Annotated in this window: 25 protein-coding genes; 17 read left to right on the forward strand and 8 right to left on the reverse strand. The window is 58.3% G+C overall.

The genetic code is table 11. The annotated features are described in order from the left end of the window. Positions 1–66 precede the first annotated feature (66 nt). The 6 genes from BHU62_RS03495 (at position 67) to BHU62_RS03520 (ending at position 4,580) form a co-directional block, all read left to right on the forward strand. Positions 67–948, forward strand: coding sequence for a pirin family protein (locus BHU62_RS03495; protein WP_016928920.1), 882 nt, complete (start codon positions 67–69; stop codon positions 946–948). A gap of 117 nt (positions 949–1,065) precedes the next feature. Beyond that, positions 1,066–1,692, forward strand: coding sequence for an isochorismate family cysteine hydrolase YcaC (gene ycaC / locus BHU62_RS03500; RefSeq protein WP_060423224.1), 627 nt, complete (start codon positions 1,066–1,068; stop codon positions 1,690–1,692). 303 nt (positions 1,693–1,995) lie between these two features. Beyond that, on the forward strand, positions 1,996–3,171 hold the full coding sequence (locus BHU62_RS03505; RefSeq protein WP_073529181.1) for a type I restriction endonuclease: 1,176 nt from the start codon (positions 1,996–1,998) through the stop codon (positions 3,169–3,171). A 237-nt stretch (positions 3,172–3,408) separates the two neighbouring features. Next, a complete protein-coding gene (locus BHU62_RS03510; RefSeq protein ID WP_073529182.1) occupies positions 3,409–3,717 on the forward strand; it encodes a hypothetical protein in 309 nt (102 codons plus the stop codon). Positions 3,718–3,792: 75 nt separating this feature from the next. Beyond that, the gene (locus tag BHU62_RS03515) at positions 3,793–4,242 is read left to right on the forward strand and encodes a thiol-disulfide oxidoreductase DCC family protein (protein WP_073529183.1); all 450 of its coding nucleotides are present in this window, start codon (positions 3,793–3,795) and stop codon (positions 4,240–4,242) included. An 86-nt stretch (positions 4,243–4,328) separates the two neighbouring features. Next, positions 4,329–4,580 carry a hypothetical protein gene (locus BHU62_RS03520; RefSeq protein WP_019454252.1) on the forward strand — a complete coding sequence of 84 codons (252 nt, stop codon included), beginning with the start codon at positions 4,329–4,331 and terminating at the stop codon, positions 4,578–4,580. Here the strand turns inward: BHU62_RS03520 and BHU62_RS03525 are convergent. The 3 genes from BHU62_RS03525 to BHU62_RS03535 form a co-directional block, all read right to left on the reverse strand. After that, positions 4,571–5,119, reverse strand: coding sequence for a GNAT family N-acetyltransferase (locus tag BHU62_RS03525; RefSeq protein WP_073529184.1), 549 nt, complete (start codon positions 5,117–5,119; stop codon positions 4,571–4,573). The genes BHU62_RS03520 and BHU62_RS03525 overlap by 10 nt on opposite strands. A 96-nt stretch (positions 5,120–5,215) precedes the next feature. Beyond that, complete coding sequence (locus BHU62_RS03530; RefSeq protein WP_073529185.1) at positions 5,216–5,959, reverse strand: DUF2076 domain-containing protein; 744 nt, start codon at positions 5,957–5,959, stop codon at positions 5,216–5,218. Between the two features lie 125 nt (positions 5,960–6,084). Further along, positions 6,085–6,870 carry a helix-turn-helix transcriptional regulator gene (locus BHU62_RS03535; RefSeq protein ID WP_073529186.1) on the reverse strand — a complete coding sequence of 262 codons (786 nt, stop codon included), beginning with the start codon at positions 6,868–6,870 and terminating at the stop codon, positions 6,085–6,087. 117 nt (positions 6,871–6,987) lie between these two features. Here BHU62_RS03535 and BHU62_RS03540 point away from each other — a divergent pair, with 117 nt between their 5' ends. Next, a complete protein-coding gene (locus tag BHU62_RS03540; RefSeq protein ID WP_073529187.1) occupies positions 6,988–7,758 on the forward strand; it encodes a class I SAM-dependent methyltransferase in 771 nt (256 codons plus the stop codon). 57 nt (positions 7,759–7,815) lie between these two features. Here the strand turns inward: BHU62_RS03540 and aqpZ are convergent, their stop codons facing one another. Beyond that, a complete protein-coding gene (aqpZ, locus tag BHU62_RS03545; RefSeq protein ID WP_004940529.1) occupies positions 7,816–8,511 on the reverse strand; it encodes an aquaporin Z in 696 nt (231 codons plus the stop codon). Between the two features lie 426 nt (positions 8,512–8,937). Here aqpZ and BHU62_RS03550 point away from each other — a divergent pair, with 426 nt between their 5' ends. Next, on the forward strand, positions 8,938–10,299 hold the full coding sequence (locus tag BHU62_RS03550) for an esterase-like activity of phytase family protein (RefSeq protein WP_073529188.1): 1,362 nt from the start codon (positions 8,938–8,940) through the stop codon (positions 10,297–10,299). A 199-nt stretch (positions 10,300–10,498) separates the two neighbouring features. On the opposite strand, the gene BHU62_RS03555 is transcribed toward BHU62_RS03550, so the two are convergent. Continuing rightward, the gene (locus BHU62_RS03555) at positions 10,499–11,674 is read right to left on the reverse strand and encodes a low temperature requirement protein A (protein WP_073529189.1); all 1,176 of its coding nucleotides are present in this window, start codon (positions 11,672–11,674) and stop codon (positions 10,499–10,501) included. A gap of 309 nt (positions 11,675–11,983) precedes the next feature. Here BHU62_RS03555 and BHU62_RS03560 point away from each other — a divergent pair, with 309 nt between their 5' ends. Both BHU62_RS03560 and BHU62_RS03565 read left to right on the forward strand, forming a co-directional pair. Further along, entirely contained in the window at positions 11,984–12,268 is a 285-nt protein-coding gene (locus tag BHU62_RS03560) for a YdgH/BhsA/McbA-like domain containing protein (protein ID WP_073529190.1), read from the forward strand. A 240-nt stretch (positions 12,269–12,508) separates the two neighbouring features. Then, on the forward strand, positions 12,509–13,066 hold the full coding sequence (locus BHU62_RS03565; protein WP_073529191.1) for a class I SAM-dependent methyltransferase: 558 nt from the start codon (positions 12,509–12,511) through the stop codon (positions 13,064–13,066). Here the strand turns inward: BHU62_RS03565 and BHU62_RS03570 are convergent, their stop codons facing one another. Further along, positions 13,067–13,528 (reverse strand): GNAT family N-acetyltransferase, encoded by a 462-nt coding sequence (locus tag BHU62_RS03570; protein ID WP_073529192.1) that lies wholly within the window; start codon positions 13,526–13,528, stop codon positions 13,067–13,069. A 214-nt stretch (positions 13,529–13,742) separates the two neighbouring features. Between BHU62_RS03570 and BHU62_RS03575 the strand changes: the two genes are divergently transcribed. From BHU62_RS03575 to aroL, 3 genes are all read left to right on the forward strand, one after another. Continuing rightward, positions 13,743–14,858, forward strand: a complete 1,116-nt coding sequence (locus BHU62_RS03575; protein ID WP_073529193.1) for an ABC transporter substrate-binding protein — start codon at positions 13,743–13,745, stop codon at positions 14,856–14,858. Positions 14,859–14,939: 81 nt separating this feature from the next. After that, the gene (locus tag BHU62_RS03580) at positions 14,940–15,458 is read left to right on the forward strand and encodes a GNAT family N-acetyltransferase (RefSeq protein ID WP_073529194.1); all 519 of its coding nucleotides are present in this window, start codon (positions 14,940–14,942) and stop codon (positions 15,456–15,458) included. A gap of 109 nt (positions 15,459–15,567) precedes the next feature. Next, positions 15,568–16,092, forward strand: coding sequence for a shikimate kinase AroL (gene aroL, locus BHU62_RS03585; RefSeq protein WP_073529195.1), 525 nt, complete (start codon positions 15,568–15,570; stop codon positions 16,090–16,092). Positions 16,093–16,127: 35 nt separating this feature from the next. Here the strand turns inward: aroL and BHU62_RS03590 are convergent, their stop codons facing one another. Continuing rightward, positions 16,128–16,877, reverse strand: coding sequence for a helix-turn-helix domain-containing protein (locus BHU62_RS03590; protein ID WP_073529196.1), 750 nt, complete (start codon positions 16,875–16,877; stop codon positions 16,128–16,130). 96 nt (positions 16,878–16,973) lie between these two features. Here BHU62_RS03590 and BHU62_RS03595 point away from each other — a divergent pair, with 96 nt between their 5' ends. The 3 genes from BHU62_RS03595 to ppnP all read left to right on the forward strand — a co-directional run bounded on the left by BHU62_RS03595 (position 16,974) and on the right by ppnP (position 18,253). Further along, on the forward strand, positions 16,974–17,378 hold the full coding sequence (locus BHU62_RS03595; protein ID WP_073529197.1) for a nuclear transport factor 2 family protein: 405 nt from the start codon (positions 16,974–16,976) through the stop codon (positions 17,376–17,378). Positions 17,379–17,425: 47 nt separating this feature from the next. Continuing rightward, positions 17,426–17,626 carry a YaiA family protein gene (locus BHU62_RS03600; RefSeq protein ID WP_073529198.1) on the forward strand — a complete coding sequence of 67 codons (201 nt, stop codon included), beginning with the start codon at positions 17,426–17,428 and terminating at the stop codon, positions 17,624–17,626. A gap of 336 nt (positions 17,627–17,962) precedes the next feature. After that, positions 17,963–18,253, forward strand: a complete 291-nt coding sequence (gene ppnP, locus BHU62_RS03605; RefSeq protein WP_061796206.1) for a pyrimidine/purine nucleoside phosphorylase — start codon at positions 17,963–17,965, stop codon at positions 18,251–18,253. Positions 18,254–18,318: 65 nt separating this feature from the next. Here ppnP and rdgC read toward each other — a convergent pair whose 3' ends face one another. Next, positions 18,319–19,230, reverse strand: coding sequence for a recombination-associated protein RdgC (gene rdgC, locus BHU62_RS03610; RefSeq protein ID WP_073529199.1), 912 nt, complete (start codon positions 19,228–19,230; stop codon positions 18,319–18,321). A gap of 216 nt (positions 19,231–19,446) precedes the next feature. On the opposite strand from rdgC, the gene mak reads away from it, so the two are divergent. Beyond that, positions 19,447–20,361, forward strand: a complete 915-nt coding sequence (gene mak / locus BHU62_RS03615) for a fructokinase (protein ID WP_073529200.1) — start codon at positions 19,447–19,449, stop codon at positions 20,359–20,361. Positions 20,362–20,435: the final 74 nt, after the last annotated feature.

Below are 20,435 nucleotides of genomic sequence, written 5' to 3' on the forward strand. Positions count from 1 at the left end.
CAAACCCCGGCGGATTAAACTTCTGCCATCAACTTAAGGCCGTGAGGTCTGAAACGGGAGTTCAAGATGAAAAAAATCCTCGGTATTCACAACAGCCCGGAAGCGCACTGGGTCGGCAACGGTTTCCTGGTGAATTCGCTGTTCTCTTATAACGATTTGGGGGCGGAAATGAGCCCGTTCCTGCTGCTGGATCACGCGGCGCCAACCAAATTCCGCTCTGCCTCCGGCACCCGCGGCGTGGGTCAGCACCCGCATCGCGGTTTTGAAACGGTGACCATCGTCTATCAGGGCGAAGTGGAACACCGCGACTCGACCGGTAGCGGCGGGGTAATTGGCCCCGGCGACGTCCAGTGGATGACCGCCGCCTCCGGCATTCTGCACGAAGAGTTCCATTCGCGGGACTTCTCGCGCAAGGGCGGCACCATGGAAATGGTGCAGCTGTGGGTCAATCTGCCGGCCAAGGACAAAATGGCTGAGCCGGGTTACCAGACGCTGCTGAACGCCGATATTCCGGTGGTTCCGCTGGCGGACGGCGCAGGGCAGGTGCGGGTGATCGCCGGTGACTTTGGCGGCCACGCCGGCCCGGCGCGCACCTTCAGCCCGCTCAACGTGTGGGACATGAAGTTGAACGCCGGCCACACCACCACGCTGACGGTGAAAGAAGGCCATACGCTGGCGCTGGTGATGCTGCACGGCGCGATCCTGGTCAACGGCGAAGACGTGGTGCGCGAAACCCAAATGGTGCGTTTCGACCGGGCGGGGGATTCGATCACTATCGAAGCCAACAACGACGTCGCGCTGTTGGTGCTGAGCGGTGAACCGATCGATGAGCCTATCGTCGGCTACGGCCCGTTCGTCATGAACAGCGACGCGGAAATCCAGCAGGCGTTTCGCGACTTCAACAGCGGCAAGTTCGGCAGCATGAACGCCGAAGCGAGCGCCGGCTGACCGCAGGCGCCCGAGCCGGGAAGCACTCTCCGGCTCAGGCGCTACACTTAAACCTCAACGCCCCGTCCCCGCGGCGGGGCGTTTCATCCGCAACATCAACCCCCACAGGAGTAAACCATGACTGCAAATTACAAGCGCCTCGACAAGGACCAGGCTGCCGTATTGCTGGTGGATCATCAGGCAGGGCTGCTTTCGCTGGTGCGCGATATCGATCCCGATCGGTTTAAAAACAACGTGCTGGCGTTGGGTGATTTAGCGAAATATTTCAACCTGCCGACCATTCTGACCACCAGTTTTGAAAACGGCCCCAACGGCCCGCTGGTGCCGGAGTTGAAAGCCCAATTTCCCGATGCCCCTTTTATTCCGCGCCCCGGCCAGATCAACGCCTGGGACAACGACGACTTCGTCAAGGCGGTGAAAGCCACCGGCCGTAAACAGCTGATCATCGCCGGTGTGGTGACCGAAGTGTGCGTGGCATTCCCGGCGCTGTCTGCGCTCAATGAAGGTTTCGAGGTGTTTGTGGTGACCGACGCCTCCGGCACGTTCAATGAGCTGACGCGTCAGTCGGCCTGGAGCCGCATGGAGGCCGCCGGCGCGCAGCTGATGACCTGGTTCGGCGTCGCCTGCGAGCTGCACCGCGACTGGCGCAACGATATCGAAGGGCTGGGCACGCTGTTCTCCAACCATATCCCGGACTACCGCAATCTGATGACCAGCTACAACACGCTGGCCGGCGGCAAGTAACGCGATAGATGGGCAGTATTTGCTGCCCATCATCTGTATCTAGATCCTGTATAAGTGCCAATAATAGTTCACTCGCTATAAATTCCCATCTGTTAATGCTTCCCTCTTTATTGTGATCGGCTATAGGTCTTTGTGCTCCCATTTTGATTAAGGCTATTTGTTCTGCTATATAGCTAATAATTAATGCTAATTTTATTAAATACTGACGGAGTTCTATTTAAGAGCCCCACTTTGTAGCAAGAAAAGTACTTTTTAACGTGTGATTTAAGACTACAGCGATTTAACACAGCAGAGGGGTGGTTGATGAATGCATTCAGAGATAAGCTTAAGGCCCATGTTCTTCATGTGGCCTCTGTTGGCCAGCATTGCAATACTGAGGAAACAACTAAGCAGGCATTAATTTTGCCGTTATTAGAAACCTTAGGCTTTCATCCGTATGATCCGACTAAGGTGAAGGCTGAGTATGGTGCTGATTTTCCAGGTGTTAAGGTGGGTGAGCGCGTTGATTACGCCCTTTTTTGCCATGCGGTTCCCGTCATGTTCATCGAGGCGAAGTCTTTCAGTCAAAATCTGTCAAATCATAGCCCTCAGCTATCTCGTTATTTTAATGCGACACCAGAGGTCACGGTTTCTGCAATAACCAATGGAAAAGAATGGCGATTTTTCACCGATTTGAAAGATAAGAACATCATGGATGATACGCCATTCCTGAAAATAGATTTTAATAATCTAAATGATTCTGATATTGATCAGCTATATAGATTTAGGCACGACCAATTTCAGCCTGAAGCACTGCGGACGTTAGCTGAAGAAAGTATCTATCTGACTTCATTTACAAAAACTATCAGCGCTAGCCTTCGAGACGTTGATTCAGATTTTGTTCGTTATGTGGCAAGTCGCTCTAACGTTCAGCGTCAGCTAAACCAACGTTTTTTGGACACAATAACGCCATTGGTTCGTTTGGCTGTTGAAAAAGCGGTGAGTGCGATGGTCGTTTCTGGCCTGTCAGTGACGTCGGAAAATGTTGTAGCGTCTGAATCTTCAGATGAAGGTGAAACGCAAAACAGACCCGATCCGCTCGCCCCGATCGTTGATCCCGAGAATAGTAAAATAGTGACGACCTTTGCAGAAAGGTGCTTGTTTGACAATGTGGCGATGATCTTGGGCGCTGAGGCAGAGCTGATTGCGAAAGACACGGAAAGCTATTACAGCATCCTCTTTCAAGGGAAGACGACGCGTTGGATTCTGCGTTATTTCGACAATAAGCAACGCCCAACCATTTTGCTTCCGCTTGAGATAGACGATGCCAGGCTGGCTGAGATAACTCGCGCTGGCCTGGAGTTGGCTGCAGGGGGGCATATCATTATCGACCGCCCGGAAAATATTTTGCGGCTAACGGGTTTGATCGTTGATTCTTACCAATATTGTATTAACGACGAAAACTTTAGGCAGAAGAGAAAAGATAAGCAGGAAAGCTAGCTCATACCCCGTTAAGGGGTTGATTAGAAAAATAACATGAAGAGTTTCCACGCAGGGTGGCATGCGCCGTGTGGAAGGATGGAAAAATCAGAATATTTACCAAATCTTCTGTTTTCATCACGTTAAACGCGGGATGTAAGCAAAACGCAGCGGGGCGAAAAGGTAGCGAAAAGCGGCTTTCTCATTGGCCGGGGGCGGGGTAGCGTAATCCCGAACCCGGCAAATGAGGCTAATTCAATGAAACAAGCAATCAAGATCCTGGCGCTGCCCTGCATGGGCGCGGCGCTGTTGTTCAGTGCGGGCGCGATGTCGGCCCCCGAGGCGCCTGCGGCGGATGAACCGATGCGCATGCCGCCTTTCCCGGGCGGGCACCCGCCCAAGCCGGGGTTCTGCCACGGTGGTGAGCTGTTCTGCGCCACCTCGGCCAGCGACAATCCGGTAGAAACCATCAACAAACTGACGGCGGTGATCCCGGTGGGCAGCGCCAAACATTACGAGGTGCGCGTCGCGGTGGTGGCCGTGCCTGACGCCCCGCCTGCGCCTTAACGGGCCATGTCATCCCGCTCTGGTTCGCATGCCCAAGGCGCGTTAGGCTAAGGCGATCGTTTATCGGGAGGCGGGATGACCCTTTTATCACTATTTCCTTATCTCCAGCCCGGCGATCGCGCGCTGTTGTTCGACGGCGAATGCAATCTGTGTCACGGGCTGGTGAGATATCTTATTCGCGCCGATCGGCAGCGGCGCATTCTGTTGGCGACGGTGCAATCCGTCGAAGGGCAGGCGATCCTGCGGGCGTTGGGGTTGCCGACCGATCGTTTCGATTCTGTGGTCTATGTTGAGCAGGGGCGCTATTGGCTGCGCTCGGCGGCGCTGTTTCAGGCGTTGCGACAAGTGGGGTGGCCGTACCGCGTGTTGGCGCTGGCGCGTTTCCTGCCGCCACGGCTGGCGGACAGGTTCTACGACGCGGTCGCCGGCAATCGCTACCGGCTGTTTGGCCGCAACGACGGCACCGGTCTGCCGGGCGCCGAGCAGCCCGGGCGCTATCTGCCTCGGCGGGAACCGCCGGCCTGAGCTTTACGCTTCTTTACCATCCAACCGCTTGAAATATCAGCACTCCAGCCTCATATAATGGAGCGTTCAGCCAACAAGGAGCGCGTATGGGAATCAGTGAAGAAGAGCACATCCGCCGTTTGACCCAGGAGAAAAACGACATGGGCAATACGGCGAAATGGGTGGCGATCGTTTCCGCCGTGTATTTTGCCTTGATGGTGTTTTACGGCCACCCGACCGGCGTGTTGGCGATGTCGGGCGCGGTGTTCATCGTTTCTGCGACCACCTGGCTGAAAAAGCGTCAAAAGGTCAAGTCTTACCGTATGGCGTTGGCCAAAATCAGCGACGATCAGCCCTGATACCCGCTGCGTTTTAGCGTATAGACCAGGCTCGGCGCCGCGCCGGGCACGTCATCCAGCGTATCCACCCGCTGTAAGCCGACCTTTTCCAACACCCGCCACGAGGCCTGATTTTCCTCGCGCACAATGGCGGAAATCTCATCCATTTCCAGCCCGATAAAACCGTATTGCAATGAAGCCCGCGCCATCTCGGTAGCCAGCCCGATCCCCCACACGCGAGTGTCGAAGCGATAGCCGAGGTTCACGGTGCGCTGCGCGCCGAGCGGTTTCCAGGATAACCCGCCAAAGCCGATAATCGAATCCGGCCGTTCGCGCAGGGCGATCGCCCAGGAGCCGTAGCCGTGTTGCCGCCACCCGGCGAGCCGGTCTTGTAGCGCCGAAGCGGCCTGTGCTTCGCTGGTGAGCGGGCCGGCGGGGTTGAAGCGCTGAGTTTGCGGATCGCCAAAGATGGCGTAGAAGCGCTCAAGATCCGCCATCACTGGCGGCCGCATCTGCAGGCGCTCACTGAAGAAAGGGGCTGAAGGATTAAAGCTCGGCATCGTGTCTCCCGGCCGGATAAATGAACAGCGTTCACTGTAGTCCAGATCGGTGAAACGGGAAATCCCCCCCCTGCGGATGAGAGGGGGAGAGGGGCATTACAGGAAGGAATCGTCGTCGTCGTTGTAATCGTCGGCGTAATCCGTGTCGTCCTGGTAGTTGGCGTTCTGGAAGCCGTTGTCCTGGTTCAGGAAGCTGCTGCCGTCGCCGTTGTTGAAGGTATCAAGGTTGTTGGAGGCGTCGAAATTGCGCATCGCGCTGTCGTCCAGCGGCGCCGGGTTTTCCTCGATAATATTCACGATCTCCTGCGGCTGAGAATGGCGGAACATGCCGGTCAGCATGTCGGCCAATACTACGCCGCCGGCGACGCCCGCCGCCGTTTGCAACGCCCCACCCAGGAAACCACCGGCGCGTGAAGGCGCCGCCTGTTGCGGTTGGGCGTAGGCAGGCTGCTGCGGCTGCGAGTAGCCCCCTTGCTGCGCGTTGTTCCAGGCCGCCGTATTTTGCTGCTGCGCCTGATACTGTTCACGCGGGCTCGGCGTGCTGCGGCTGCCGCCGCCGAACAGGCCGGCCAGGAAGCCGCCGCTGCTCTGTTGGCTGTTGGCGGTTTGCTGCAGCTGCGCGACCTGGGCTTCCAGCTCTTTAACCCGCTGGTCCATCTGCTTGAGCGCCGCTTCCTGAATGATCATTGCCTGCGCCATGTAGTAAGGGGCGGAAGGCTGTTCGCGAATATGCTGATTGATTTGCTGCTCTGCCTGGAGATCCCGTGGGCCAGTCTTGGTCTCGGCTTCTTTCAGGCGGCCAAACAGACCATCGATAAGGCGTTGTTCTTCGGATTGCATAGGAGTACCTCAGGAGATAAAAAACGGTGCTGGATGATCACTATCATCGGTAACTCTCACCCTAGCGCGTTTGTATGAACCAATAAATAAATGGCGGGTAAACCTGTCTATGAATTTGTTACCAATTACGGCAGCGGGATCAGCATCACCAGCTTCAGACCGCCGTGTTCCGCCGGGTGGAAGGTGAGCTGACGATAGCGCAGCGCGCCTTGCTGAGGGTGGTCGAACGCGCGTTCGCCGCCTTCGCGCGCCATCACGTCATGTTGTTTCCACCAGTGATTAAAGTCTGCGCTGTTGTGCGTCATGTTGCGTACGAAGGCGCGCATCTCTTCGGTATTTTGATGATGGCTGGTTTCGGCGCGAAACTCGGCCACCACGCGGCGAGCGCGCTCTTCCCAATCGCTGACCAGCGTTTTCGCCAGCGGGTGGAAGAACATGAAATGCAACAGGTTAGGGCTGTTGGCCACATCCAGCCAACCGCTGAACAGCGCTGCCGCCTGCGGGTTCCAGGCGACGACGTTCCAGGTCACGTCCAGCAGATAGCAGGGCACCGTCATCTGGTGCACGCTTTGCAGCACCGCGTCATTGGCGGTTTCATGGTGCATTTCCTGTTCAGGGTCGGCGACGCGTGCCAGGGTAAACAGGTAGTGGCGTTCGGCGGGGCCGAGCCGCAGCGCCTTGGCGATACGCGCCAGCGTGAAGGGGGAAATGGACACCTCGCGGCCCTGCTCGATCCAGGTATACCAGGTGGCGCTGATACCGCTGATTTGCGCCAGCTCTTCACGGCGCAGGCCGCTGGTGCGGCGGCGCGAGGAGCTGGGCAGGCCGATCATTTCCGGCGTGATGCGTTCGCGGTGCGCGCGCAGAAACGCGCCGAGGGCTTTTGGCCCGGATAAGGCTTCTGATGACATAGCGTGGTACCTATTTATACCAGGATAACTGCTCATATTGTACCCGTATAGTAGCCTGATTATAGTAGCCGAAAGCCTTCAGGCACAGGCGCAAGCCGGATAATAACGGGAGCAAACATGAGCATCAGCAACAGCCATAAAAACGCGGTAGATCGGCAGTTCGGCGAGCAGGCCAACGCCTACTTAACCAGCGCGGTGCATGCGCAGGGCAAGGATTTGCAACGCCTCACGCAGTTACTGGAGCCGCACGCCGACGCGCGCCTGCTCGATCTGGGCTGCGGCGCCGGGCACGCCAGCTTCACGGCGGCGGCCAGTGTGGCGCAGGTGGTGGCCTACGATCTGTCGGCACAAATGTTGGCGGTGGTGGCGCAGGCGGCGGCGGAAAAAGGCCTGAGTAATATTCAGCTGCAGCAGGGCGTGGCGGAGTCCTTGCCGTTTGAGGACGATGGCTTCGATCTGGTGATCAGCCGCTATTCGGCGCATCACTGGCACGATGTCGGCCAGGCGCTGCGCGAAGTCAGGCGGGTATTGAAGCCGGGCGGCAGGGCGATCTTTATGGACGTGGTTTCGCCGGGGCACCCGCTGCTGGATATCTACCTGCAAACCGTAGAAGTGCTGCGCGACACCTCGCACGTGCGCAACTATGCGCCGGGCGAGTGGTTGGCGTTATTGACCGAGGCTGGGCTGGTGGTGCGCGAGGTGACGTCGGATCGGTTGATGCTGGAGTTCGGCAGCTGGGTGGCGCGCATGCGCACGCCGGCGCACTTCGTTACCGCGATCCGTGCGCTGCAACAAAGCGTGTCGCAGGAGGTAGCGGCGCATTTCGCCATTCAGCCGGACGGCTCCTTTACCAGCGATATCATGATGTTTGTCGTGACGAAGGGCTGAAAGCAACGGGGCAGCCGATGAAGGCTGCCCCGTGAAACGCGATCGACTGCGATGCGCTTATTTTTTGTCTTCCAGCAGGCAGCGATAGATCAGGCCGCCGATAATGCCGCCGACCAGCGGCACCAGCCAGAACACCCACAGCTGCTGCAGCGCCCAGGTGCCCTGGAAGATCGCTACGCCGGTGCTGCGCGCCGGGTTAACGGAGGTGTTGGTCACCGGGATGCTGATCAGGTGGATCAGGGTCAGCGTCAGGCCGATCGCCAGCGGAGCAAAGCCTGCCGGCGCGCGTTTGTCGGTCACGCCATGAATAACGATCAGGAAGAAGGCGGTCAGTACCAGCTCAATCACGATCGCGGCTTGCAGAGAGTAACCGCCCGGTGAGTGCTCGCCGTAACCGTTGGAGGCGAAACCGCCTGCGGTGGCGTCGAAACCGGCTTTGCCGCTGGCGATCAAATACAGCACCGCCGCTGCGGCGATACCGCCGATCACCTGAGCGATAACGTAAGGGATCACGTCTTTCGCCGCGAAACGGCCGCCGGCGAATAAGCCGACGGTGACCGCCGGGTTAAAATGCCCACCGGAAATATGGCCGACGGCATAGGCCATCGTCACCACGGTCAGACCGAAAGCAAGCGCGACGCCGAGGAAACCAATACCCAGCTGTGGGAATGCCGCTGCTAATACTGCGCTACCACAACCACCAAACACCAACCAAAATGTGCCAAAAAATTCAGCAAAAAGTCGCTTTGACATAGATTCCATCCTGCGGAATAGACTAACGGGCGTTAGCACTAAAAACTATAGAACAGCTTTTCCCATTCAGGCAGATATTCTATAGACTTTTCTTAATGCACCTTGAATAACGGCGGTATTAAATCGCCGGTATTTTATTTTGTCTATGAGAAAAGTGGCGTTTTTCGCCGTGCCGGCGCGCGTTTGCCGATTTTTTTATCTTTGATATAAGAATTTACCCTAAGCGAATTGACGGGGTATTTTCGGATGGTTTTTTCCAGCGGTTTTCTCCATTCAATACGCTCATGTTAATTGTTAATTCCTATTTGCCAGTCAAGCTTATTGAATATTGCACATTTTACGCAGCGCCTATTGTCATCTCAGTGTCATGCTAAATTAATATCTTCTTGTGCCTGACAATGCTTCATTCAACCTCGGGTAAAAACCATGAAAATAAAATCGCTATCCCTGCTGTTGGCTTCACTGTTTCCTGTATTGACTTACGCTGCAGATATTGAGGTGGCGCGTTATGTGGTCGGCTTCCCCGGCGGGGAACACGTTGCCTATCAGGGGGCATTTGCCAAAAACTTCCCGCAGGGATTGCCGATGGGGATTGGCTCTGGGCTGACGTTCAACAGAAAGCAGGGCGACGAGCTGGTGCTGACGACGTTAACCGATCGCGGCCCTAATGCCGATGCCCCGGCGGTGGGCAAGCGCGAGGCCAAGATTTTCGCCAATCCGCAATTTGTGCCGTTGTTGATGGACATCCGTATCGGCGGCGGCAAGGCCGTGGCCGAGAATGCGCGGCCCTTGCATGACGCGCAAGGGCAAATCAGCGGGCTGCCGCTGCCGGGGGAGCTAATTGGTTCCACCAACGAAGTGGCGTTGAATGACGCATTGCAACCGCTGTCCGGCGATCGCCGTGGGCTGGATACCGAAGGCATTACCGGTGACGGCAACGGGGGCTATTGGTTGTGTGATGAGTACGGTCCGTTTCTGATCCATATCGACGGCAAAGGTAAAATCCTCGCCAAATATGGCCCGACGCCGCAGGCCGGTGAGCAGGCGGTGGCGGGCGGTTTGCCGAACATGCTGAAATGGCGTCAGCCTAACCGCGGTTTTGAGGGGCTGACCCGGATGCCGGATGGGCGAATTCTGGCGGCGGTGCAAAGCACGCTGGATGTCGACGGGAAAAGCAAAAACAAGGCGCAGTTTACCCGGTTGGTAAGCTTCGATCCGCGCAATGGCAACACCGCCATGTATGGCTATCCCATCGATATCGACAGCTATAAAAAAGCCAAAGATGCCAAGATTGGCGATGTCGTGGCGTTGGACAACCAGCGTATCTTGTTGATTGAACAGGGAAGCGGTAAAGATAACACGATGATCAACAAGATCTATCTGGTAGATCTCGCGCAGGCCAGCGATCTGAGCGCGTTTGACGGCCAGGGTAAAGCGCTGGAGTTCGACGACGCGAAAGAGTTGGCTAAACGCGGTGTAAAGCTGGCGCAGAAACGGGAAGTGGCGGATCTGCGTCAATTGGGCTGGCGCCAGGAGAAAGCGGAAGGGTTGGCGCTGATCGACGATCGCACGCTGGCGGTGATCAATGACAACGACTTTGGCTTGCAGGCTAAGCTGGTGGATGCATCGCCAAAGAGTAAGAAAATCGGCGACTACCAGCTGGAGAAAGAGGGGCGGTTGAGCCTCGACGGCGACAAGACCGACGCCCGCATCGAGTTGCGGCCTCTGGAGCAGCCGGAGTCGCTGAGCGAGCTCTGGGTGCTCACCCTGCCGCACCCCTTGAAGTGACCGGCATCGGGGGCGATAGCGCCCCCGTCAGACCGTTGACAAAGGAGGAAAAAACGTGGTTTTTCCTCCTTTGTGGCCATCAGCCGAAAATCAATAAATTGATTTTCCTTGTTTTTTATCCGCTGCTCTCTGCAAACCCGGCAATGGCATGAGGTTTGTCATCAATCTCACAGCGGGGGCGGTGACGCCCCCGTTTGATTCAGGCTTCGGCATGCCGCTGCGGTGCTCTGCCGCGCGATATGCTCTCCCATACTGCCACCATCACCATGATCAGCGTCGTCAGGCCGTTGACCATCAGCTGGTCGGTTAAATAGGCGACGGGGGCCAGCACCGCCAGCGCCAGCAGCCCGGCCAGGTGCGACAGCGGGAAGCGGTGGTACACCAGGCGTTTATACAGTGCGTTGGCGAACAGGTAGAGCGCCGGGCCGAGCAGCAGCACCGCCGCCGTGGCGTTTTGGATGCGGCCGTCGGGATGGGCGATCACCAGCTCGTTGGCCACGGCGCAGACGATGATCGCCCCCACCAGCGCGACGTGCACGTAATGGAAGTAAGCGCCCAGCTGGCCGGGATTTTCCGCCTGGCTGATAGCGTGGCTGCCGGCTTTGCTGCTGGTGTCGAAGTAGACCCACCACATCGCCAGGCTGCCGAGAAAGGCCACCAGCGAGGCGATAAGCACCGGCAGGCTCCAGCTTTCCATCTCGCTCAGGGTGGCGCCGGTGATCAGAATGGTTTCCCCCAGCGCCACGATCACGAACAGCTGGCAACGCTCCGCCAGATGGTGGCCTTCGATGGTCCATTCGCTGCTGCTGTCCGAGCGCCCCAACACCGGCAGGCGGAAGCCGAACATCGGCGAGACGTATTCGCACAGCACGGCGACCGCCCACAGCGCCAGGCGGGCGTTGCCTTCAGCCAAGCCGCCGGCGATCCAGAAGACGGCGGAAATACACAGCCAACCGAGGATGCGGCGAAAGTTTTGTTTTAACGGGTGGCCGGGCGCCAGCAGGCGGAGCACCGCGATTGTGCGCCCAACTTGAATGGCCACGTAGAACAGCGCGAAGATCAGACCGCGCTCGCCAAACGCCTGCGGCAATGCGGCGGCGGCGAACAGCCCCAGCAGCATGATCGCGAACAGCAGCAGGCGGATCTGACGGGTATCAGGATTGAACCAGTTGGTGACCCAGGCGGTGTATTGCCAGGCCAGCCAGACGGCGAACCACAGCAACAGGGTTTCCAGCGCGCCGATCAACGTCAGGTGGTGCAACAGATAGTGGGAAAGTTGGGTCACGGCGAAGACGTAGATCAGATCGAACAGCAGCTCGGAAAATGACACCGAGGCTCCCTGACCGTCACGCACCCGTAGTAAGCTTTGCGACATAAACATTCTTCCTTAAAGGGTAAGCCACAAAAACAGCGTAGCTCAGCGCACCCCGGCGGGTAAAAAAATCTTAAATAGCGACGGAACGCATTCTTTATCTCTCACTGTCTTTAATTGTTCATGAAATAGGGATAAGGTGAATGCTATAAAGCCGTTCTCGCCAGAAAATACACACTCGCTATTACTTCCTCCTTATTATCCTCACAATGATTGATGTTCTTTACGTTGCATGACGTCCGTTTGCATTGGCTGGCGGATAATTAACATCACTGACAACGAGCTAATAAACAAGAACACCTGGAGTCAATCATGAAATTTATCCCAAGCATCGCAGCAGTATTGATCGCCGCCGCTTCTTTCTCCACTTTCGCCGCGCCGCTGTCGTCGGTGAAACCGGTCAACAGCGAGCAGGCCGCCAATCTGCAAAGCCTCGGCGTGGTGTCGGTTTCCGGCATTAGCGGCTCACCGCATGACGCTATCCATGCCTTGAAAGAAAAAGCCGCGGCGGACGGCGCCGGTCATTATCGCATTATCGGTCTGGACACCCCCGGAGATTCCAGCTACTGGCGCGGCAATGCGGAAATTTATCGCTAAGCGTTGGTTTTTATCCTCTGGCCACGGCAGCGTGGCCACTAAAATAAACGGTTGTAATAATCATCTGATGTATCGGCGCGTAAGCGGCTTATGCTCAGGTCATTATTACGACCGTTTTTCGTTGTGCCGCTGCTGCGGAGGTTGCATTTCATTACAACTGTGTCCGCCGCTTTCGGATTCATATTAATGAATACTTAAGAAATTCGGCTCACATTGAGGGCTTAACCCAAGGAGGCCTCAATGTTAAACGCGACCCGACTGCAATTGATGAATCACTTTGCTTACCTGCAGCAGTTTATGGCTTCACCGCGCACCGTCGGTACGCTGGCGCCTTCTTCCCCGTGGCTGTGTCAGGCGATGCTGAACCAGGTTGAATGGACCCGGGCACTGTCGATCGCGGAACTGGGCGCGGCGGACGGCGTGCTGACCAAGCGCATTCTGGGGCGGATGCGCGCCGATGCGGCGCTGGAGGCTTTCGAAATTCAACCCCATTTTGTGCATCGGCTGCATGGGATTGACGATCGGCGGCTGCAGGTGATGGCCCATTCGGCTACCCGGATGGCCACGGATTACGATGTGGTGTTCTCCTGTCTGCCGCTGCTGTCAATCCCGGTCAGGATCAGCGCGCGCATTCTTCAGCAGGCCCGGCAGCGGCTGCTGGTGCGCAACGGCACGCTGGTGCTGTTTCAATACAGCCACCTGTCGGAGAAATTGCTGTCCCGCTATTTTCACTGGAAGCGCCTGCGGGTGGTGCGCAATTTCCCGCCGGCGCTGGTGTATGTCTGTACGCCGCGTTAACTACAGTTTTTTCGTCATCACCACCACCTCTTCGCCATGCTGCCGTCGGCGCTCCAGGGGATGCCAACCCCAGCCGGCGTACAGCGCTTCCGATTTGTCGGTGATCAGGTGCAAGACCGGGTGATGGCGTTGCCGCGCCGCCGTGACAATGGCCATCTCCAGACGGTGGGCAATGCCTTTGCGGCGATGATCGGGATGAACGAAGACGCCGGCCAGCCACGGGGTGAGATCCAGGCGTTGATGGTCATCGCTGGGCCACAGGCTGGCCATGCCCACTGGGCGTTCGCCGTCGATCATCACCAACGTCAGGTGGTCGTCGCTCGGCCGGCTGCATTGGGTGAAGCGCTGCAGGGTGCGCTCCAGAGAGCCGCCGTGCTGTGAGCCCCACTGGCCGAAGGCCCAGGCGGCGCACACATCGGTAAACTGCGGGCAATCCGACAGAGGAATAATGCGTTGAGTCATGGGGGCTCCCGATTTTTAGGTGGTTACCGCTCTATTTAACCGGCTTTTCGGCCGTGTTTTAAACTTTTTAACGCCGCTATTTTAGTGGTTTCGCTGTGTTTCGCCGTACGCTCGGCGTTGTTTGCCAGATTTCTTTTGGCAATTGCGGCGCGGGATTGCAAGTGTTAATGAGAGTGATTATCATGCGCACACAATTCCCCGTTTCGGCTCAATCATGCGCAATCCCCTCGTTTTACTGCTGCTTTCCCTGTGCTTCAGCATATTCTCCGCACAGGCGAAGACGGTGACCGATATTACCGGCCGTCAGGTCGTGGTGCCGGACAATCCGCAGCGGATCGTGGTAGGGGAGAGCCGTATGCTGTACACGTTGGCGTTGCTGGAGCCGGGCAACCCGGCGCAGCGCATCGTCGGCTGGCCGGCGGATCTGGCGCGCTTCGACGCGCAAAGCTGGCGGCTCTACACGCAGAAGTTCCCGCAGATCGCCGAAATTCCCGTCATCAGCGGCAATAATTTTCGCCAGGTCAATGTTGAAAGCCTGTTGCAACTGAAGCCGGATCTGGTGATCCTGGCGCGCTACGCGCGTGAAGACGGCGACAACGATCTGCTGGTTTCCGCACTGAACAAGGCCGGCGTGGCGGTGATCTATGTCGATTTGCGCATCGATCTGCTGAACAACACCGTGCCGAGCGTGCGGCTGCTGGGTGAAGTGCTCAATCGCCAGCAGCGCGCCGAACAGTTCATCCACTTTTATCAGCAACATATGACGGTGATCCAGCAACGGTTGGCGGGCTATCAGGGGCCGAAGCCCAAAGTGATGCTGCACCTGCATTTGGGCCGTCGCGATACCTGCTGCACCACCGCCGCGCACGGTAACCTTGGCGATCTGCTGACCTTCGCCGGCGGCGACAACATCGCCAACGCCAGCGTGAAAGGGGTGTACGGTGAGTTGAACCCGGAAACCATTCTGAGCGCCAATCCGGATGTTTACCTCGCCACCGGCATGGCCGGCCCGCAGGGTAAACGGCTGTCCGACCTGCGCCTTGGGCCGCAGGTCAGCCGGCAGGACGCCGCCGACAGTTTCCGCCAATTGATTGCCAAACAGCCGATGCTGACCAGCCTGCAGGCGGTGAAGAACCGCCGCGCCTGGAGCGTCTGGCACAACTTTTACCTTAGCCCGTACCACGTGGTGCTGGTCGAGGTGTTCGCCAAAGCGTTTTACCCGGATCTGTTCGCCGACATTAACCCGCAGCAGACCTTCCAACAGCTTTATCAGCAGTTTTTACCGTTGCCTTTTTCAGGGACCTATTGGAGTCAGCTAGAGACTGAATGACAACAAGCGCGGCGGGATCGATTTCTAAGCCACGGGTGGTGAAATTTGCTTAAATAACCGCCTTAATCTTAAGGAGAACCCATGAGCCTGCAAATTCGTTTGGCGCAGCAGCGGGATATCGCGCATCTGATGGCGGTTGAACGCTCGGCGGCGCAGTTGTTTCGCCAGCAGCCGGAATGGCGCTTTATCGCCGAAGGCGAGGTGATGAACCCGCAACAGCACGCCGCGTTTATCGCAAGCCGTTGTGAATGGCTGGCGGAAAGCGGCAACGGCGAATGCGCCGGCTTTATCGCCGTGCAGGCTCAGGGGGAAGACTGGCACATCGCCGAATTGTCGGTCGCCGGTTCGTGGCAGCGGCAGGGCGTAGGCCGCCGTCTGATCGCTGCGGTGGCGAAAGAGGCCAAACTGCAGGGCGCGAGTCGCCTGACGCTCACGACGTTCATTCAGGTGCCGTGGAATGCGCCTTACTATCGGCGCCTGGGATTCCTGCCGCTCGACGATGCGCGGCTCACGCCCGCCTTGCGGCGGCATCTGGATGAGGATCTGGCGCACGGCTTCGCCGTCGGCAGTCGCTGTGCCATGGAATTTACACTATCGTAAATATTGAAATACAAAGCGGGCAGGGTATGATGCTGCCACCACGCCATCGCACCCGCACGGTATTTTGGTATGCAATGCACTCAAGTCACCGCATAAGGGACAACCCGTAATGACACAAACCCTGTTCATGGTAGGCGCTCGCGGAGCCGGAAAGACCACGGTAGGCAGCGCATTGGCGCTGGCGTTGGGCTATCAGTTCGTCGATACCGATCTGTTTATGCAGCAGGCGGCGCAGATGAGCGTGGCGGAAATGGTCGAGCGCGAGGGTTGGCTGGGGTTTCGCCGCCGTGAGACCATCGCGTTGCAAACGGTGGCTAAACCGTCAACTATAGTTGCCACAGGCGGTGGCGCGATCCTGGCGGAAGAGAACCGTCAGTTCATGCGCCAGCATGGCGCCGTGATTTACCTGCGTGCACCGGCCAGCGTGTTGGCTCAGCGGTTGGAAGAGTACCCGGAAGATGCGCAGCGCCCGACGCTGACCGGCAGGCCGATCGCCGAGGAGATGCTCGAGGTGCTGGCGGCGCGTGAAGCGTTGTATCAGGACGCCGCACATTACGTGATGGACGGCGCTGCCGATCCGCAGCGGGTGGTGGAACAGATCCTCGCCGTGTTGCCGCGTGAGACGGTGAAATAACTTTCCTGCGGGCGCCGCGCCGTGCGCCCGTTTCCCTATTCCATTTCCTGCTGCCGGCCCGCCGCGAAGTAAGCGCCCGGAGTGACGCCAAATCGGCGGCGAAAGGCGGCGATATAGGCGCTGACGTTATCATAGCCACAGGCGTCAGCCACCGCGCCGACCGGTTCGCCGCGTGACAGTCCCTCCAGTGAACGCAATACCCGCGCCTGCTGGCGCCACAGGGCAAAGCTGACGCCGGTTTCCTGCAGAAAGCGGCGGCTCAGGGTGCGTGGGCTGAGCCCGGCCCAGTCCGCCCACTCGCGTTGGCTACGTGGGCTGGCGGGATCGTTCAACAGCGCCCGGGCGATGTTGAGCAACCGGGCGTCTTGCGGCAACGGCAATTGCAACGGCGTTCGGCTTGCCGTGTGCATTTCGTCCAGCAGTACCTGCAGCAGCCGCCGTTGCGGCGCATTCAGCGGGCCGACGGGGAACTGCGCGATGCGCTCCACCAGGGCCTGCAACAGTGCGGAGGCCGTGAACAGTTGTGGCTGTGTCGGCATCTCAGGCGCGCTTTCCACCGGCAGATATAAACTCCAGCCTGCCACGTCGCCGCAGGCGAGCGCCTGATGAGTGCACCCCGGCGGCAACCAGCCCAGGCTGCCGCCGGTGATCGCCCATTGCCGGCCGGGGAGTTCCAGCGCCAGCATCCCGTGTGTCAGCAGATAGACCTGGCCGCCTGCGTGCTGATGCCAGGGCGTCAGGTGCTTTTTCCCATGTTGCAGGCGTTGGCTGCGGATCTGAATCATGTTGGCCGTTTAACGTTATCAAAAGTCTTGATGTGGTTATTATGCCATCAGCAGGCCGGGATAGGATCACCGCTCACCCTATTTCGGAGAAACATGATGACTCAACTGACCCCACTGAATCTGGTGCTTGATGTGCTGCAGCAGGTCGTCGCCAACCCGCAACATCGGCCGGCGCAGATCTCCGCCCGCTTCAGCGCGGACTACCGCCAGCAGGTGGATGGCCAGGTGCTGAACCTCGAACAGTTTGAGCAACATATGGCGCTGCTGAAGCGGCAAACGCGCGGCATGACGCTGAGCGTGATCGCAGCGGCGGAGCAGGGCGAGGCGGTACTGACGCACCATCTGGTACAGGTGGAAAAGCGCGATGGCACCTGCAGCCGCGTACGGGTATTGGCGCATTTCACCGTGCGTGAAGGCCGCATTTGCGCCTGCGACGAACTGACCGAGCTGTTGGCGGGCGCCCCCGGCGATCGCGATCTCGGTTCGCGCGTGTCGGAATGAGGGCGACTGCTATACTTGCTACTGTGTGAAACACACGGGAGAACGGCATGCGCGACTATGATCAACCAGCTTATCCACGGAGCGCCCGCGTCGTAGTGGTGTTTCGGGGCGACCCGAACCTGAATCTGCGCCGTTTTGAGCTGCGTACCGACGACATTGAGCCGAATACGCTGCTCAGTGAACATGACACCGAACAGGAAGCGCTCGACGCCAAGCACCGTTACGAGGACGAAGCGTTAGAGCTGTGATCCACCGCCCGTGGAAACCGGCATCAGGCCGGTTTCCCGTTTCGCCCAGACTGACAGGAATACGTCCTCACATCGGCATAACCTTCAGCAACTTGCCACGCAGGGCGCAGGTTAATTGACTGATTCAAATAGCAATAAAACACCGGCCGACGCGGCGCCAGGCGCTTTGCACCCGTTTCCCTTTCCGACGACTTAGCAGGCCTGACTACCGTTGAGCGGCCTGGCAGCGTTTTACTCTGCGCCGCGATCGCATTTCGCGTTAAAAACCAGTGACAGATCAACCGCAATCCCCCAATATGGATTTTCCATACAAGATAATGACGCGGGTGCCAGTCTATGCTGAAAGTGAATGAGTATTTTGCCGGAAAAGTGAAGTCTATCGGTTTTGACAGTAGCAGCATCGGTCTTACCAGCGTGGGCGTGATGGAAGAGGGCGAATACACCTTCTCCACCGCGCAGCCGGAAGAAATGACGGTGATCACCGGGGCGCTGAAAGTGCTGCTGCCGGGCTCGCCGGACTGGCAGGTGTTTACGCCGGGCGAGAAGTTCTTTGTGCCGGGGCACAGCGAGTTCAACCTGCAGGTGGCCGACGCGACCGCCTATCTGTGCCGCTACCTGAGCAAATAAGTTTTGTTCGTTAGGGGAATGCAGGGCTCAGCGGATGCTGGGCCCTGGTCGTTTCTGAGGCGGGATTAACGCTGGGCTTCGCCGCCGAGCGCTTCGATGGTGTTTTTGATCAATGCCGCCAGCTCGCTGGTCATCAGGATAAAGTCGGCGTCAAAACGCTGGGCGAAGTCGTCGCGATCGATGTCGTCGTTCTGTTCACGCAGCGTGTCGGCGAACTTCAGGCGCTTGAACGAGCCGTCGTCCGACAGCATCAGCTGAATGCGTTCCTGCCAATCCACCGCCAGCTTGGTCACCAGCTTGCCGGCTTCGATGTGCACCGCGATTTCGTCGCTGATCAGATTCTGCTTCTTGCAGCGGATCACGCCGCCTTCTTCCAGAATCGCTTTCAGTTCCGCTTCATCCTGAATGGCGAAGCCGGCCGGCATCTCGCCGGAACGCACCCATTCGGTCAGCGTCAGTTCGATCGGGCTTTCCATGGTCAGCGGCACCACCGGCAGCGAGCCGAGGCTTTTGCGCAGCAGCGCCAGCGTATCTTCGGCGCGTTTGGCGCTGGCGGCATCGACCATGATCAGGTCGTTGACGGTGTCGATCCACATGAAGGTCTGGTTGAAGCGGCTGAAAGCGCGCGGCAGCAGGCTGTGCAGCACTTCATCCTTCAGCGCGTCCTTTTCGGTTTTTTTCAATTTGCGGTGTTGTTCCGCTTCCAGGCGCTCAATTTTAGCCTGCAGTTCTTGCTTGATGACCGGCGACGGCAGGATTTTCTCTTCCTTGCGCGCGCAGATGACGATCTGGCCGTTGACCGCGTGCGTCAGCGCATCGCTGCGTGAACCCATCGGGGAGACCCAGCCGGTCTTCGCCATGTCCTGGCTGCCGCACGGCGTGAAGGCGAACGCGCTGAGTTGTTTTTCCATTTCATCCGCGTTTAACGCCACTTCGCGGCTCAAACGGTAAACCATCAAATTCTTAAACCACAGCATAATGTTATCCCAGGCTGGGCGTGCGTTCGGCACGCTGATTCGTCAAAAGCAGGGCGGCATGATAACGAATTGACGCTGAAAAATCGCCCCATTCTCTCCGAATTGCGTCGCTTTACGCGGTGGAAAAGGCCTGAGCGGGGAGCGGGAAACAGGTGATTCATCCGCGCGCTTACATTAGGCTGTGGCAACGCTGCGCTGTATCGAGGAGAAAAAAACGTGCGCATTGGCATCGATCTGGGTGGGACAAAAATTGAAGTGATCGCGTTGGCGAACGATGGGCGGGAGCTGTTTCGCCACCGTATCGCCACGCCGCGCCATGACTATGGGCAAACCCTGGCGGCGATCGCCGGGCTGGTGAAACTGGCGGAGGATCATACCGGCGCGCAGGGATCGGTCGGGATCGGCATTCCCGGCACGCTGTCGCCGTTTACCGGACGGGTGAAGAACGCCAACTCGGTGTGGCTCAACGGTCAGCCGTTGGATAAGGATCTGTCGGCGCTGCTGGCGCGCGACGTGCGCATCGCCAACGACGCCAACTGTCTGGCGGTATCGGAAGCCACCGACGGTGCCGGCGCCGGAGAGAAAACCGTGTTTGCGGTGATCGTCGGTACCGGCTGCGGCGCCGGCGTGGCGTTGCATGGGCAGGCGCATTCCGGCGGCAACGGCATCGCCGGCGAATGGGGCCACAATCCGCTGCCGTGGCAGGATGAAGATGAGCTGCGCTACGCCCGCGAAGTGCCGTGCTATTGCGGCAAACCGGGCTGCATCGAAACCTTTATTTCCGGCACCGGTTTCGCCACCGACTATGCGCGCCTGAGCGGTAACGCGCTGCAAGGGCATGAGATTATGGCGCTAAGCGAGCGGGGCGACGCGCTGGCGGAGCAGGCGATCGGTCGCTACGAAATGCGGCTGGCAAAATCGTTGGCGCATGTGATCAATATCTTGGATCCGGATGTGGTGGTGCTTGGCGGCGGCATGAGCAACGCGGAACGACTGTACCGCAATGTGCCGCAGTTGGTGAAAGGCTGGGTGTTCGGCGGCGAATGTGAAACCCCGATCCGCAAAGCGGTTCACGGCGATTCCAGCGGCGTGCGCGGCGCAGCCTGGCTGTGGCCGCAACAGCAACGCTAAGCGTTGCAGCAAAGCGCGAGGCTGCTCGCGCTTTAAACAACTCGCTGTACAAAAACTGGACGCCACTTTATGCT

Origin of the sequence: Serratia marcescens, assembly GCF_001902635.1 — a bacterium.
Taxonomy (GTDB): Bacteria; Pseudomonadota; Gammaproteobacteria; order Enterobacterales; family Enterobacteriaceae; genus Serratia; species Serratia marcescens_F.

Excerpts from the sequence above, each read along its gene's own strand:
- BHU62_RS03495 (WP_016928920.1), top strand. The coding sequence starts at position 67 with ATGAAAAAAATCCTCGGTATTCACAACAGCCCGGAAGCGCACTGGGTC.
- ycaC (WP_060423224.1), top strand. The coding sequence starts at position 1,066 with ATGACTGCAAATTACAAGCGCCTCGACAAGGACCAGGCTGCCGTATTG.
- BHU62_RS03505 (WP_073529181.1), top strand. The coding sequence starts at position 1,996 with ATGAATGCATTCAGAGATAAGCTTAAGGCCCATGTTCTTCATGTGGCC.
- BHU62_RS03510 (WP_073529182.1), top strand. The coding sequence starts at position 3,409 with ATGAAACAAGCAATCAAGATCCTGGCGCTGCCCTGCATGGGCGCGGCG.
- BHU62_RS03515 (WP_073529183.1), top strand. The coding sequence starts at position 3,793 with ATGACCCTTTTATCACTATTTCCTTATCTCCAGCCCGGCGATCGCGCG.
- BHU62_RS03520 (WP_019454252.1), top strand. The coding sequence starts at position 4,329 with ATGGGAATCAGTGAAGAAGAGCACATCCGCCGTTTGACCCAGGAGAAA.
- BHU62_RS03525 (WP_073529184.1), bottom strand. The coding sequence starts at position 5,119 with ATGCCGAGCTTTAATCCTTCAGCCCCTTTCTTCAGTGAGCGCCTGCAG.
- BHU62_RS03530 (WP_073529185.1), bottom strand. The coding sequence starts at position 5,959 with ATGCAATCCGAAGAACAACGCCTTATCGATGGTCTGTTTGGCCGCCTG.
- BHU62_RS03535 (WP_073529186.1), bottom strand. The coding sequence starts at position 6,870 with ATGTCATCAGAAGCCTTATCCGGGCCAAAAGCCCTCGGCGCGTTTCTG.
- BHU62_RS03540 (WP_073529187.1), top strand. The coding sequence starts at position 6,988 with ATGAGCATCAGCAACAGCCATAAAAACGCGGTAGATCGGCAGTTCGGC.
- aqpZ (WP_004940529.1), bottom strand. The coding sequence starts at position 8,511 with ATGTCAAAGCGACTTTTTGCTGAATTTTTTGGCACATTTTGGTTGGTG.
- BHU62_RS03550 (WP_073529188.1), top strand. The coding sequence starts at position 8,938 with ATGAAAATAAAATCGCTATCCCTGCTGTTGGCTTCACTGTTTCCTGTA.
- BHU62_RS03555 (WP_073529189.1), bottom strand. The coding sequence starts at position 11,674 with ATGTCGCAAAGCTTACTACGGGTGCGTGACGGTCAGGGAGCCTCGGTG.
- BHU62_RS03560 (WP_073529190.1), top strand. The coding sequence starts at position 11,984 with ATGAAATTTATCCCAAGCATCGCAGCAGTATTGATCGCCGCCGCTTCT.
- BHU62_RS03565 (WP_073529191.1), top strand. The coding sequence starts at position 12,509 with ATGTTAAACGCGACCCGACTGCAATTGATGAATCACTTTGCTTACCTG.
- BHU62_RS03570 (WP_073529192.1), bottom strand. The coding sequence starts at position 13,528 with ATGACTCAACGCATTATTCCTCTGTCGGATTGCCCGCAGTTTACCGAT.
- BHU62_RS03575 (WP_073529193.1), top strand. The coding sequence starts at position 13,743 with ATGCGCAATCCCCTCGTTTTACTGCTGCTTTCCCTGTGCTTCAGCATA.
- BHU62_RS03580 (WP_073529194.1), top strand. The coding sequence starts at position 14,940 with ATGAGCCTGCAAATTCGTTTGGCGCAGCAGCGGGATATCGCGCATCTG.
- aroL (WP_073529195.1), top strand. The coding sequence starts at position 15,568 with ATGACACAAACCCTGTTCATGGTAGGCGCTCGCGGAGCCGGAAAGACC.
- BHU62_RS03590 (WP_073529196.1), bottom strand. The coding sequence starts at position 16,877 with ATGATTCAGATCCGCAGCCAACGCCTGCAACATGGGAAAAAGCACCTG.
- BHU62_RS03595 (WP_073529197.1), top strand. The coding sequence starts at position 16,974 with ATGACTCAACTGACCCCACTGAATCTGGTGCTTGATGTGCTGCAGCAG.
- BHU62_RS03600 (WP_073529198.1), top strand. The coding sequence starts at position 17,426 with ATGCGCGACTATGATCAACCAGCTTATCCACGGAGCGCCCGCGTCGTA.
- ppnP (WP_061796206.1), top strand. The coding sequence starts at position 17,963 with ATGCTGAAAGTGAATGAGTATTTTGCCGGAAAAGTGAAGTCTATCGGT.
- rdgC (WP_073529199.1), bottom strand. The coding sequence starts at position 19,230 with ATGCTGTGGTTTAAGAATTTGATGGTTTACCGTTTGAGCCGCGAAGTG.